This window comes from Nonomuraea sp. GTA35, assembly GCF_041950525.1.
Classification (GTDB): domain Bacteria; phylum Actinomycetota; class Actinomycetes; order Streptosporangiales; family Streptosporangiaceae; genus Nonomuraea.
Window position 1 is genome coordinate 381,709 of the sequence record NZ_JBGNUV010000006.1, and the last position, 12,519, is coordinate 394,227.

The following is a 12,519-nucleotide window of genomic DNA, read 5'->3' on the forward strand; positions in this document are numbered from 1 at the left end:
CTCCTTGAACGGCCGAGAACATGCAGGTCAGGACGGTATCCCTCGATTATTACCAACGTGTGACGATGGTTTCGGACACTACGGCCCGGGGAACGGCCGCGGGCCGGGAAGCCGGGAAAACCGCTGGCGGCCCCTGTAGGTCCCTACGAGAGCGCCGCGCGAGGACCGTAGATCCCTCCAGCCGCCCGGGGGCTCCGGTAGCGTCGAGCCCGAGATGAGACTCGACGGAATCCCCCTTTGGGACGGTACCGAATTCCGCGGCCCGGTCGATCTGACCTGGGAGCCCGACCGGATCACCGGCGTCACCCCCGTGGCCGGGGCGCACCACGCCGGCCTGTGCGTGCTGCCCGGCCTGGTGGACACGCACGTGCACCTCGTCGGCTACGCGGGGCCGGGCGAGCCGCCCGACTTCGCGACCTGGCCGCTGACCACCACCCGCGACGAGCAGGTGCTGCACGGCGCCGCGCACGCCCAGCGGGCCATGCGGCACGGCGTCACCACGCTGCGCGACCTGGCCGGCGACGAGGCGCAGATCGCGCTGCGCCGGGCCTTCGACGCCGGGGTGCTGCCGGGGCCGCGCATCCAGGTGCACGGCGTGGTGGGGATGACGGCCGGGCACAACGACCTGTTCGTGCCGCCGGCGTTCCCGATCAGGAAGCCGACGGCCGACGGGCCCGACGAGTGCCGCAAGCTCGTACGGACCTGGGCCAGGGCCGGCATGGACGGCATCAAGCTCACGACCAGCGGCGGCGTGCTGTCCATCGGCGACAAGAACGCCTGGCGGAACTACACCCGCGACGAGATCAGGGCGGTCGTGGACGAGGCGCACGCGCTCGGCATGCTCGTCGCCTCGCACGCGCACTCCGAGGACGGCATCCGCGTCGCCGTCGAGGAGGGGGTCGACTCCATCGAGCACGGCACGCTGATGAGCCGGGACCTGGCCGAGACGCTGGCCGCCCGCCGCACGCCCGTCGCGCCGACCCTGCTCATCAACGAGGCCATCGCGCAGGGCCGCGTCCCCGTCACGGCCGAGGCGATGGCCAAGGCCGCCGAGCTGGTCGCCACCCGTGACGTGCTGCTGGCCCAGGCCGCGGCGCTGGGCGTGCGGTTCGTGCTGGGCACCGACGCCAACGGGCACCACGTGCAGTTCGGCGACCAGCTCGCCGAGGTCGTGCACATGACGCGGATCCTCGGCATGGACGCCGAGTCGGCGCTGCGCGCGGCCACCTCCGACGCGGCCGACTCGATCGGCATGCCCGTGGGCCGCGTCGCGCCAGGGCTGGGCGCCGACCTGGTCGTGCTGCGCGGCCGGCCGTGGGAGCGCATCGAGGACCTGGCCACCGAGAACATCGTGGCCGTGGTCTCACGGGGCCAGGTCGTCGCGGGCCGCCTGCCCCGCGTCGCCTGAGCGCAGCGCCAGGTACAGGTCGGTACGGTCGCGCATCGACGACATCCGCCGCCCGGTCAGCTCCTCGATCCGCTGCATCCGGTAGCGCAACGTGTTGACGTGCACGTACAGCTCGTCGGCCGTGCGCTGCCAGGATCCGCACGTCTCCAGGAACGTGTCGAGCGTGCGCAGCAGCTCGGAGCCGTGCCGCGCGTCGTACTCCGCCACGGGGCCGAGCAGGTGGTCGCGGAAGGAGCGGCGCATGCTCGACGGGAGCGAGGCCAGCAGCAGGTCGAAGCTGTCGATGTCGGCCACCGACATGATCGACACGGGCCCGGCCCCGCCGCGCGCCGACTCCATGCCGCGCCTGGCCGTCTCCAGGGCCTCGCCGAGCTGCGACACGCTGGCCGCCATCTCGCTGATCCCGGCCGCGATGCTCACCCCCTGCCTGCCGGCGGCGCCGGCCCCCTGCCTGCCGGCGGCGCTCATCCCCGGCCTGCCTGCGGCGCTCGTCCCCGGCCGTCCCGCGGCCTCCGTCGCCCGCTGCCCCGCGATGAGGGCGCGCAGCTCGTCGGCCAGGCTCTTGCGCGAGGCGCGGCCGTTGACCAGCACGATCGCCTCGCCGGGCGTGCCGCCCACGATCAGGTGGCGGCCCTTCCTCGCCAGGCCCTCGTGCAGCAGCTCGGGCAGGTCGAGCTCGGGCCCGCCGGTCCTGGCGACCGCCATGGCGGTGGTCGGCAGGCCGGGGTCGGCGCCGAGCAGCCGCAGGTGCGCCGACACCTCGCCGGGCGGGATCTGGCCAAGCACGTCGAGCAGCGTCTGCGCCCTGACCCGCTCGGCCCTGCGCTGCTCGGCGGCGAAGCCCTCGGCGGTCACCACCTCGCTGATCGCGCCGAACGCCTGGTCGGGCGCGGCCAGCAGCAGCGGCAGCCGCCTGCGCTCGCACGCCTCGACCAGCTCCTCCGGCAGCTCGCCGAGCACGATCAGGCCGACCACGAGACCGGCGGCACCGGCCGCCCACAACGCGTCGGCGAAGCGCTCGCAGTCGGACGGCCGGGTGTACCAGACGCCGCTGGTCAGCACGAGGTCGCCGGGGCGCAGGTAGCGGCGGGGGTCGGGCAGGTCCGTCGGGTACGCCCGCAGCACCTCCCGATCGACGGCGTCGGCGCCCGTCACCAGCGTCAGCCGTAGGTCCTCGCGGGCGAGCAGATCCGACAGCCTCATGAAATCTGATGTTATGCCAGCTCAGAGGGTGAGAGTTCAGAGGTTCGCACGATACCTCCGCTCCCCGGGGTCCGGTTTACTTCATGCATGCGTCCCAAAGCGGAACTCCACCTGCACATCGAGGGCACCCTGGAGCCCGAGCTCGTCGTCGAGCTGGCCCGGCGTAACCGGATCGACCTGCCCACCTTCGACGTGGAGGACATCCGCGCGCGGTACTCCTTCGCGAACCTGCAGTCGTTCCTGGACGTGTACTACGAGAACATGGCCGTCCTGCGCACCGAGGCGGACTTCTACGACCTGGCCACCGCCTACCTGCGGCGGGCCGCCGAGCAGGGGGTGCGGCACGCGGAGATCTTCTTCGACCCGCAGGCGCATCTGAGCAGGGGCGTGCCGTTGCAGGTGGTGTTCGACGGGCTGTCGGCGGCGCTGAAGGAGAGCGGGCTGTCGGCCGCGCTGATCCTGTGCTTCCTGCGCGACCGGGGCGCCGAGGAGGCCGAGCAGGTGCTGCGGGCGGCGCTGCCGTACCGGGAGCACTTCATCGGGGTGGGCCTGGACTCGGCGGAGGTGGGGTATCCGCCGTCGTTGTTCCGGCGGGTCTTCGAGATGGCCGCCGCCGAGGGGCTGCACCGGGTGGCGCACGCCGGCGAGGAGGGCGGGCCCGACTACGTGTGGGAGGCGCTGGACATCCTGCGCGTCGAGCGGGTGGACCACGGCATCAGGGCGATGGAGGACCCGCAGCTCGTGGCCCGGCTGCGTGCGGAGCGGATCCCGCTGACCGTGTGCCCGCTGTCCAACGTACGGCTGCGCGCGGTGCCGACCCTGCGCGACCACATCCTGCCCGCGATGCTGGACGAGGGCCTGGTCGTGACCGTGAACTCCGACGATCCCGCCTACTTCGGCGGCTACGTGGACGACAACTACGAGGCGCTGCGGCGCGAGCTGGGGATGACCGACGACCAGCTCGACCGGATCGCGCGCCACTCCTTCGAAGCGGCCTTCGTGTACGGAGCGTGAGCACGGCGAAGGGGCCCACCCCGTGGGTGGGCCCCTGAGCTACACTACTTCGCCGCTGAGGACTGACTTCAGCCGATCGCGCAGGTGTTCTCTTCCTTCTTGATGCCGAGGATCTGGCTGAGGACGTCGCCGATCTCAAGGACGAGAACGCCCTCCGTGCCCTTGTCAACGTCCCCCTGCGCGAAGATGGCGTCGCCAATGGCGCAGACCTCGAGGCTCCGCGCGCTGGAGTGGGAGCTGTTGGCCTCGACCTCGTCGTCGGCGAGCGCGGCGCCGCCGGACATGAGCAGCCCTCCGACGAGCCCGGCCAGAATGAGCCCTTGCTTGTACATTTCGATTCTCCTCTGATAACCCTCGACTACTCTCCGTAGCTATCGGAGGAAGGTCTGCCCTGTGCTCAACTTCGACAAACGCTGCCATTTTGCTCTTGACCTGGTGAAATGAACGCATGGCCGAATGGTGGGCCAAGATCGCCCAACTTGACGAATATGTAGCCCTAGGCGATAAGCAACCACCTCAGCCCTTACCGGCCCATGACCATGGATCGCGGCCTCATGCGGCGTCCCGCTGGTTTATGTCGCGGGAAGACGGGACATCATGACCACACATCTCGGACTATTCGTCCAGGCCTCCGGCCGGACGCCTACGGCAAGGTCAGGATGACCGGGCCGTCCTCGGTGATGGCCACGGTGTGCTCGACGTGCACACTCCTGCTGCCGTCGCCCGAGCACACCGACCACCCGTCGGAGGACATGTAGTAGCGGTCACCGCCGCCGGCCATCAGGCTGGGCTCGATGGCGATCACCAGCCCGGGGCGCAGCCGCAGCCCGCGCCCGGCGCGGGCCTCGTTGGGCACGAACGGCTCCTCGTGCATGGCCCGGCCGATGCCGTGGCCGCCGAAGTCGTTCTGCATGCCGTAGCCGGCGCCGCGCCCGACGGTGGACATCGCGTGCCCGATGTCGCCCATCCGGCCGCCGGGCAGGGCCGCCTCGATGCCCGCCGCCAGCGTCTCCTCCGCGACCCTGATCAGCTTGAGGTCCTCCGCGCGGGGCTCCCCGACGGTGAAGCTGACCGTGCCGTCGGCGTGCCACCCGTCGATGTACGCCGCGCAGTCGATGCTGATCAGGTCACCGTCACGCAGCCGGTACGGCGACGGCAGCCCGTGCAGCATGACCCCGTTGACCGAGGTACAGATCACGCCGGGGTAGGGCGTGGCCCCGAACGACGGGTGGTACCCGAGGAACGACGCCTTCGCCCTGGCCTCCTCGATGACGGTCCTGGCGACCTCGTCCAGCTCCTTGAGCGACACCCCGATGGCCGCCTGCTCCCGCACGGCGGCATGCACGGCGGCGACGACCTTGCCGGACTCCCGCATCGCGGCGATCTCACCGGCTGACTTGTACTCGATCACGACCCCTCCTTGCCGATAACTATACCGGTATTATTATCACGGATCATGGCGGAGAGAGCCAGGGAGGGACCTCTACCCCGCCCGGTCCGTCCCTCTCCTGCCGGGGTCGCGCTAGTCGCGCAGGTACAGGGCGAGCTGCGTACGGTCGCGCAGGCCGAGCTTGCGCAGCATGCTGGAGACGTGGTTCTTCACCGTGCCCTCGGTGATGAACAGCCGGGCCGCGATCTCCTTGTTCGTCGCGCCGACCGCGATCATCCGCGCCACGTCGAGCTCCCTGCCCGACAGCGACGCCTGCCCCCTGAAGCCGCCCGTCCCCGGTGCGGGGCGCAGCCGCAGCTCGGCCACCAGGCGCGCCGCGACCGGGCCGTCGAGCACCGTCTTACCCTCGTACGCCTTCCTGATGCCCGCCACCAGCTCCTCGGGGGAGCAGTCCTTCAGCAGGTAGCCGCGGGCGCCCGCGCGCAGGGCGCCGAAGACGTACTCGTCCTCCTCGAACGTGCTCAGCACCAGCGCCGCCAGCCCGGGATGCGCCACAGCGAGCCCGGCGACCAGCTCGACGCCGTCCATCCGTGGCATCCTGGCGTCCACCAGCACGACGTCCGGTTCGCAGCGCGGCACGGCCGCCAGCGCCTGCCGGCCGTCGGCCGCCTCCCCCGCGACCACGATGCCGTCCTCGACCTCCAGCAGCTTGCGCAGTGCCGCGCGCATCAGGTCCTGATCATCCACGATCAGCACCCTGATCACCCGACCCGGGGTCATGGGCGTACCACCGGCACCTCCGCGTGCAGCTCGAACCCGCCGCCGTCCGCGTTGCCCGCGCGGAAGGCCCCACCGAGGCCGCGCACGCGCTCGGCCAGCGACGACAGCCCGAATCCCGCCGCATCCACCGCGTCCGCCGCACCCATGCCCGCCATGCCCATCGAGCGCGCCATGCCCGCCGCACCCGCCGCACCCGCCGCACCCGCCGTGCCCGCCGTGCCCGCGGTGTTCTCCGCGCCCCGCCCGTCGTCGCCGATCGTCAGCGCCACCCGGTCCTCCCCGTACGCCAGCCGCGCCCGCACCCGCCGGGCCCCGGCGTGGCGCAGCACGTTCGTGAGCCCTTCCTGCAGCACCCGGTAGAGGACCAGCTCGGAGTCCGGGTCGATGCGCCGCTCGGCCCCTTCCACCTGGAACCCGACCTCGACCCCGGTGCCGTCGAACGAGCGGGCCAGCCGCTCCAGCGCGCCGCTGCCCACATGGCCGTCCAGGGCGAGCGGCCGCAGGGCCCGCACCCAGCGGCGCGAGTCGGCCAGCGCCTGCACGGTCAGCTCCTTGGCCTGCCCCACCTCCTCCCAGACCGCCTCGGGCCGCCGCCGCCTGAACCGTTCCGCGTTCTCCAGGCCCATCTTGATCAGGGTGAGCTGGTGCCCGATGGAGTCGTGCATGTCCCTGGCCATCCGGGCGCGTTCCTCGGCCACCGCCAGCTCCCTGATGCGCTCGATGAGCCGCTGGGCCGCCTCCCGCTGCGTGCGGGCCTCGATCAGCGCGGCGGCCATGGCCAGCGAGAAGATCGCGAACAGCACCAGCAGCACGATCTGGTCGGCCATCACGGCCCAGTCGCCGCCGGACAGCACGACGATCACCGCACCCATGGCGACGACGTAGGCGCAGACCACGCCGACGGCCACGCGCATGCCGTACAGGAAGGCCACGTGCACCATGGCGATGAGCAGCATGGCCGAGTGCAGCCCGCCGACGAACTGGCCGGCGAACGGGACCACCACGAGCAGCCCGGGGGCGGCCAGCTTGCGCGCGGCGCCGGCGTCCCGGCCGGCCGGCATGACCAGCCAGAGCCCCGCCACCAGCACCATCGTGAGGGCGAACAGCGCCGCCTCGGGCACGCCGCGTACGGAGACGGCGCCGCCGGCCAGCATCACGGTGTACACGGCCCAGAACGTCACGGTGAGCACCCGCGGCTGCCCCGTGTCCCGAAATTTCACATCTTCGGACCATACGCGGCCGAAGCCCGGGCCGGCATCCTCCCCCAGGCACCATGACTTCCGTCATGGCCGGATCTATCCCGGGCTCGATGTGCGCACGCCGGGTGCGAGCCTAGCGTCGGGCGGTATGAGAATCCTGGCTGCCATCCTGGCTCCGATCGCGATACTCCTCGCGGTCACGTTCGGCGTGATGATGATCGTCAGTGCCCTGCCCGAGAACGTCACGGGCTTCGCCGCCCCGCCGCTGATCACCGTGGCGACCCTCGGCCTGCTCTACGCCTACCGGCGGCTGACCGGCCGCCCGCCGTGGTCCGGGCTGGGCCTCGCCCGTACCTGGTGGGCGTTCCCGCAAGCGGTGCTCGGCGCGGCGGTGGGCATGGTCGCGCTGCTCGCGGGCTGCGCCGTCACCGTGTGGGCGGGCGCGGCGACCTGGGGGCAGGCCGCTCCGCTGCCTCCGGTGACAGGGCTGGTCGCCGGCTTCGCGCTCATCGTGCTGCGGGCGTCCTTCCCGGAGGAGCTGCTGTTCCGGGGACACCTGTGGGACGTGCTCTCCGACCGGCTCGGCCCGCGCGCCGTGCTCGTGGTCACGTCGGTGTCGTTCGGCCTGCTGCACCTGTTCTCGCAGAGCCCCGCGTCAGGGGCCGGGGAGAAGGTGCTGTTCATGGTGCAGGCGATCGCGCTCTTCCTGCTGTGCGGGGCCACCAGGGAGCGTACGGGCGCGATCTGGATGGCGGTCGGCGTGCACACCGCGATCTACCTGGGCCAGCTCATCCCGATCAAGCCCACCGACTACGGCGTGCAGCTCGCCTTCCAGACCGTCACGCTGGCGCTGGCCGCCGCCCTGGTCCTCGTCGTCCGCAGGCCCGGGTCCACCCCGCAGGCGAGCCTGCCGGACGCGCAGCCGGGTCTCAGACGGTGATCACCACCTTCCGCCGCCCCGTTGACCAGCACCCGGTGCCCCCGCTCCAGGCGTGCCTTGTCGCGTAAGGCCTGCAGCGCGGTCAGCGCCGACGTGGGCACGGCCGCGGCCTGCTCGAACGTCAGCCCGGCCGGTTCCCGGTCAGCGGGCCGCTCTCGGGGACGGCGACGTACTCGGCGAAGGAGCCGGGGCGCAGCCGTACCCCTCGTCGCCGGGCGCGAACCGGCTGACGCCCTTGCCCACCGCCTCGACGACCCGGCGAGGTCGGCCCCCAGCCCGTGGGCCTTCGGCCGGGTCAGCCCCGCCACGGCGCGCAGGATGTACGGGCTGCCCCGCAGCAGGTGCCAGTCGCCCGGGTTGACCGAGGCCGCCCGTACGCGGACGAGCACGCCGTCGTCACCGAGCTCGGGCCTGCCGGTCTCCTCCAGCTCGATGACGTCAGGCGGGCCGTAAGCGTAGTACCGGATGGCCTTCATCGCAGCTCCTCTGACATGTGAAAGAAGCTGCTGACCTATGAAAACCATACCTCCCCTACTCTTCCGCGAGCACCCCCGCGAAGGGGTCTCCGCCCTCGCCCGCGAACGAGTACGCCCCGCCCTCGATCCGCTCGATCAGCCCCCGCGTCCACTCGACGCCGGCCTCGGCCGAGTGCACCCACAGGCGCGTGATCTCGCCGATGTGCCCTTCGGGAGTGGCGTAGCCGGTCACGGACTCCCGCCAGCCGCGCAGGTGCTCCATCCGCTGCCGCAGCAGGTCAAGCACCTGCGCGCGCGGCAGGTCAGCCATGAAGCCGAGACCGGCCGACAGCAGGTCCAGCCGGTCGTGCGCGGTGAGCGCGCCGCGCAGCAGCGAGAAGTACTCGCCCGTACCCTTCTCCGTGAGCTCGTACTCCGTGCGCGGCGGGCCGCCGACCGTGCTCGGCGCGATGTCGTAGGCGTGCAGGAAACCCTGTTTGGCCAGCTGCTTCAGCGCGTGGTAGATCGAACCCGGCTTGGTGTTCGACCACTCGTCCGCACCCCAGAACTCCAGGTCGTTGCGGACCTGGTAGCCGTGGGCACGGCCGTGCCGCCGTACCGCGCCCAGGACCAGCAAGCGAATCGCCGACAATCTATTCAACCTTGACTAGTTGGGATGAAAGACGGCGGGCGGGGAGCAGGCCCCGCCCGCCGGCCGTACCGGACACTCAGGCCTTGAGCCAGCTCATCATCGGGCGGAGCTTGGCGCCGGTCTTCTCGATCGGGTTCTCGGCCAGCTCCTCGCGGTAGCGCTGGAACTCCTTCTGGCCGCTGTCGAACTCCTCGACGAGCTGGCGGGCGAAGGTGCCGTCCTGGACCTCGGCGAGGATGCGGCGCATCTCCTGGCGCGACTCCTCGTTGATGACGCGCGGGCCGCGGGTGTAGCCGCCGTACTCGGCCGTGTCGGAGACCGACCAGTACATCTTCGAGATGCCGCCCTCGTACATGAGGTCGACGATGAGCTTCATCTCGTGCAGGCACTCGAAGTAGGCGACCTCGGGCTGGTAGCCGGCCTCGATCAGCGTCTCGAAGCCCGCCTTGATCAGCTCGGAGACGCCGCCGCACAGCACGGCCTGCTCACCGAACAGGTCGGTCTCCGTCTCCTCCTTGAACGTGGTGCGCAGCGCGCCGGCGCGGGTGCCGCCGATGCCCTTGGCGTAGGAGAGCGCGAGGTCGAGCGCCTTGCCCGAGGCGTCCTTCTCGACGGCCACGAGACACGGCACGCCGCGGCCGGCCTCGAACTGGCGGCGGACCAGGTGGCCCGGGCCCTTGGGGGCCACCATGCAGACGTCCACGCCCTCCGGGGCCTCGATGAGGCCGTAGCGGATGTTCAGGCCGTGGCCGAAGAAGAGCGCGTCGCCCTCGACGAGGTTCGGGGCCACGTGCTCGGCGTACAGGTGGCGCTGGATGTGGTCCGGCGCCAGGATCATCGTGAGGTTGGCCTCCTCGACCGCCTCCGACGGGCTGAGCACGCGCAGGCCGTCGTTCTCGGCCTTCTCGCGGCTCTTGGAGCCCTCCGGCAGGCCGACGCGCACGTCCACGCCGGAGTCACGCAGGGAGAGCGCGTGGGCGTGGCCCTGGCTGCCGTACCCCAGCACGGCCACGTGGCGTCCCTGAATGATCGACAGGTCGGCCTGGTCGTCGTAGTAAATCTCGGTCACTTGCTCAAAACCTTTCAGGCGGTACGGTCCAGTGCCCTGAGGGACCGGTCGGTGATGGAGCGGGCGCCGCGGCCGATGGCCACCATGCCCGATTGGACGAGTTCCTTGATCCCGAACGGCTCGAGGACCTTGACGAAGGCCTCCAGCTTGTCGGGGGTGCCGGTGACCTCGATGGTCACGGCGTCGGCCGCCACGTCGACGCAGCGGGCGCGGAAGAGGTTGACGAGCTCCAGCACGTGGGAGCGGCTGTCGGCGTCGGCCTTGACCTTGATCAGCATCAGCTCGCGCTGCACCGACTGGGACGGGTCCAGCTCGACGATCTTGAGCACGTTCACCAGCTTGTTGAGCTGCTTGGTGACCTGCTCCAGCGGCAGCTCCTCGACGCTCACCACGATCGTGATGCGGGAGATGTCGTCGTGCTCGGTGGGCCCGACGGCCAGGGAGTCGATGTTGAACCCCCGGCGGCTGAACAGCGCCGACACGCGCGCAAGGACACCCGGCTTGTTCTCGACAAGCACGGACAGCGTGTGTCTACTCATCGTCGTTCTCCCACTTCGGAGCCATGTCACGGGCGATCTGGATGGTGTCGTTGCTGGTGCCCGCCGGGACCATGGGCCAGACCATGGCGTCCTGGTGGACGACGAAGTCGACCACGACAGGCACGTCGTTGATCTCCATGGCCTTCTTGATCACGGCGTCCACGTCCTCGGGACGCTCGCACCGCAGGCCCACACAACCATAGGCCTCCGCGAGCTTGACGAAGTCGGGGATGCGGCGGGGGGCCTGCAGGTTGGTGTTGGAGTAGCGCTGGTCGTAGAACAACGTCTGCCACTGGCGGACCATGCCGAGGTTACCGTTGTTGATGACGGCGATCTTGATCGGCACGCCCTCCAGGGCACAGGTGGCCAGCTCCTGGTTGGTCATCTGGAAGCAGCCGTCGCCGTCGATGGCCCACACGGTGGCGTCGGGGCAGCCCATCTTGGCGCCCATCGCGGCCGGCACGGCGAAGCCCATCGTGCCCGCGCCGCCGGAGTTGATGAACGTGCCGGGGTTCTCGTAGTCGATGAACTGCGAGGCCCACATCTGGTGCTGCCCCACCCCGGCCACGTAGTAGGCGTCGGGGCCGGCGATGGCGCTCAGCCGCTCCATGACGTACTGCGGGGCCAGCGAGCCGTCGTCGAAGGTGTCGTAGCCCAGCGGGTAGGTCTGCTTGTAGCCGTTGAGGATCGTCCACCACTCGTCGTAGTCGCCCTTCTGGCCGGAGGCCTGGACGGCGGCGACGAGGTCGGTGAGGACCTCCTTGCAGTCGCCCACGATCGGCACGTCGGCGTGGCGGTTCTTGGAGATCTCGGCCGGGTCGATGTCGGCGTGCACGACCTTCGCGTGCGGCGCGAAGGACGGCAGGTGGCCGGTCACCCGGTCGTCGAAGCGCACGCCCAGGCCGATGATCAGGTCGGACTTCTGCAGCGCGCCCACGGCGGAGACGCTGCCGTGCATGCCGGGCATGCCCATGTGCTGCGGGTGGCTGTCGGGGAACGTGCCGCGCGCCATCAGGGTGGTGATGACCGGGATGTTCGTCAGCTCGGCGAGCTGCAGCAGCTCGGCCGAGGCGCGGGCCTTGTGGACGCCGCCGCCGACGTACAGGACCGGCCGCTTGGACTCGGCGATCAGCTTGGCGGCCTCGCGGATCTGCTTGGAGTGCGGCCTGGTGACCGGGCGGTAGCCCGGGAGCTGCATGGTGGGCGGCCAGCTGAAGGCGGTCTCGGCCTGCAGGGCGTCCTTGGAGATGTCCACCAGGACCGGGCCGGGACGGCCGGTGGAGGCGATGTGGAAGGCCTCCATGATCGTGCGGGCGATGTCGTCGGTGTCGGTGACCAGGAAGTTGTGCTTCGTGATCGGCATGGTGATGCCGGAGATGTCCGCCTCCTGGAAGGCGTCCGTACCGATCATCGGGGAGGCCACCTGCCCGGTGATCGCCACGATCGGCACCGAGTCCATGAAGGCGTCGGCAATCGGGGTCACCAGGTTCGTGGCGCCCGGGCCGCTGGTCGCCATGCACACCCCGACCTTGCCCGTGGCCTGCGCGTAGCCCTCGGCCGCGTGACCCGCGCCCTGCTCGTGCCGTACGAGCACGTGCCGGACCTTGGTCGAGTCGTAGAGAGGATCGTAGGCCGGCAGAATGGCACCGCCCGGGATCCCGAACACTGTGTCGACTCCAACGTGCTCCAGCGCCCTGACCAGGGCCTGTGCACCTGTCATCCGTTCGGTCATCGGCTCGTTCCTTGCGTGGCTACTCGCTTAAGGACATAAAAAAGGCCCCTCCCCACCAGGCGGCGGGACTGGGGCGGCGCGCAGGTCGTCGTGCTTCGCTATCGGCCTGCGCGCCGGCGAAGTACTACGAGAATCTCA

The 12,519-nt window shown here is 70.7% G+C and carries 12 protein-coding genes; 3 read left to right on the forward strand and 9 right to left on the reverse strand.

The genetic code is table 11. The annotated features are described in order from the left end of the window. Positions 1 to 214 precede the first annotated feature (214 nt). On the forward strand, positions 215 to 1,408 hold the full coding sequence (locus tag ACBJ32_RS28385; protein ID WP_375129272.1) for an amidohydrolase family protein: 1,194 nt from the start codon (positions 215 to 217) through the stop codon (positions 1,406 to 1,408). Here the strand turns inward: ACBJ32_RS28385 and ACBJ32_RS28390 are convergent. Beyond that, positions 1,364 to 2,611 (reverse strand): PucR family transcriptional regulator, encoded by a 1,248-nt coding sequence (locus ACBJ32_RS28390; RefSeq protein WP_375129273.1) that lies wholly within the window; start codon positions 2,609 to 2,611, stop codon positions 1,364 to 1,366. The genes ACBJ32_RS28385 and ACBJ32_RS28390 overlap by 45 nt on opposite strands. A gap of 87 nt (positions 2,612 to 2,698) precedes the next feature. Between ACBJ32_RS28390 and ACBJ32_RS28395 the strand changes: the two genes are divergently transcribed. Continuing rightward, entirely contained in the window at positions 2,699 to 3,625 is a 927-nt protein-coding gene (locus tag ACBJ32_RS28395) for an adenosine deaminase (protein WP_375129274.1), read from the forward strand. A gap of 68 nt (positions 3,626 to 3,693) precedes the next feature. Here the strand turns inward: ACBJ32_RS28395 and ACBJ32_RS28400 are convergent, their stop codons facing one another. From ACBJ32_RS28400 to ACBJ32_RS28415, 4 genes are all read right to left on the reverse strand, one after another. Continuing rightward, a complete protein-coding gene (locus tag ACBJ32_RS28400) occupies positions 3,694 to 3,957 on the reverse strand; it encodes a hypothetical protein (RefSeq protein ID WP_357872193.1) in 264 nt (87 codons plus the stop codon). 311 nt (positions 3,958 to 4,268) lie between these two features. Further along, positions 4,269 to 5,036: a type I methionyl aminopeptidase gene (gene map, locus ACBJ32_RS28405; RefSeq protein WP_357872190.1), complete on the reverse strand. Its 768-nt coding sequence runs from the start codon at positions 5,034 to 5,036 to the stop codon at positions 4,269 to 4,271. A gap of 111 nt (positions 5,037 to 5,147) precedes the next feature. After that, positions 5,148 to 5,795 carry a response regulator gene (locus ACBJ32_RS28410; protein WP_375129275.1) on the reverse strand — a complete coding sequence of 216 codons (648 nt, stop codon included), beginning with the start codon at positions 5,793 to 5,795 and terminating at the stop codon, positions 5,148 to 5,150. After that, the gene (locus tag ACBJ32_RS28415) at positions 5,792 to 7,015 is read right to left on the reverse strand and encodes a sensor histidine kinase (protein ID WP_375129276.1); all 1,224 of its coding nucleotides are present in this window, start codon (positions 7,013 to 7,015) and stop codon (positions 5,792 to 5,794) included. Before ACBJ32_RS28415 ends, ACBJ32_RS28410 begins: the two co-directional genes overlap by 4 nt. 127 nt (positions 7,016 to 7,142) lie before the next feature. Here ACBJ32_RS28415 and ACBJ32_RS28420 point away from each other — a divergent pair, with 127 nt between their 5' ends. Next, positions 7,143 to 7,934, forward strand: a complete 792-nt coding sequence (locus tag ACBJ32_RS28420) for a lysostaphin resistance A-like protein (protein ID WP_375129277.1) — start codon at positions 7,143 to 7,145, stop codon at positions 7,932 to 7,934. A 531-nt stretch (positions 7,935 to 8,465) separates the two neighbouring features. Here the strand turns inward: ACBJ32_RS28420 and ACBJ32_RS28425 are convergent. From ACBJ32_RS28425 to ACBJ32_RS28440, 4 genes are all read right to left on the reverse strand, one after another. After that, positions 8,466 to 9,041, reverse strand: coding sequence for a PadR family transcriptional regulator (locus ACBJ32_RS28425; protein WP_375129278.1), 576 nt, complete (start codon positions 9,039 to 9,041; stop codon positions 8,466 to 8,468). Positions 9,042 to 9,117: 76 nt separating this feature from the next. Further along, complete coding sequence (gene ilvC, locus ACBJ32_RS28430) at positions 9,118 to 10,101, reverse strand: ketol-acid reductoisomerase (RefSeq protein WP_357873053.1); 984 nt, start codon at positions 10,099 to 10,101, stop codon at positions 9,118 to 9,120. Between the two features lie 23 nt (positions 10,102 to 10,124). Then, positions 10,125 to 10,649 carry an acetolactate synthase small subunit gene (gene ilvN / locus ACBJ32_RS28435; protein WP_357872175.1) on the reverse strand — a complete coding sequence of 175 codons (525 nt, stop codon included), beginning with the start codon at positions 10,647 to 10,649 and terminating at the stop codon, positions 10,125 to 10,127. Further along, the gene (locus ACBJ32_RS28440) at positions 10,642 to 12,381 is read right to left on the reverse strand and encodes an acetolactate synthase large subunit (protein ID WP_375129279.1); all 1,740 of its coding nucleotides are present in this window, start codon (positions 12,379 to 12,381) and stop codon (positions 10,642 to 10,644) included. The genes ilvN and ACBJ32_RS28440 overlap by 8 nt, the downstream gene beginning before the upstream one ends. Positions 12,382 to 12,519 lie beyond the last annotated feature (138 nt).

Coding starts and splice junctions, on each gene's coding strand:
- ACBJ32_RS28385 (WP_375129272.1), top strand. CDS start 215: ATGAGACTCGACGGAATCCCCCTTTGGGACGGTACCGAATTCCGCGGC.
- ACBJ32_RS28390 (WP_375129273.1), bottom strand. CDS start 2,611: ATGAGGCTGTCGGATCTGCTCGCCCGCGAGGACCTACGGCTGACGCTG.
- ACBJ32_RS28395 (WP_375129274.1), top strand. CDS start 2,699: ATGCGTCCCAAAGCGGAACTCCACCTGCACATCGAGGGCACCCTGGAG.
- ACBJ32_RS28400 (WP_357872193.1), bottom strand. CDS start 3,957: ATGTACAAGCAAGGGCTCATTCTGGCCGGGCTCGTCGGAGGGCTGCTC.
- ACBJ32_RS28410 (WP_375129275.1), bottom strand. CDS start 5,795: ATGACCCCGGGTCGGGTGATCAGGGTGCTGATCGTGGATGATCAGGAC.
- ACBJ32_RS28420 (WP_375129277.1), top strand. CDS start 7,143: ATGAGAATCCTGGCTGCCATCCTGGCTCCGATCGCGATACTCCTCGCG.
- ilvN (WP_357872175.1), bottom strand. CDS start 10,649: ATGAGTAGACACACGCTGTCCGTGCTTGTCGAGAACAAGCCGGGTGTC.
- ACBJ32_RS28440 (WP_375129279.1), bottom strand. CDS start 12,381: ATGACCGAACGGATGACAGGTGCACAGGCCCTGGTCAGGGCGCTGGAG.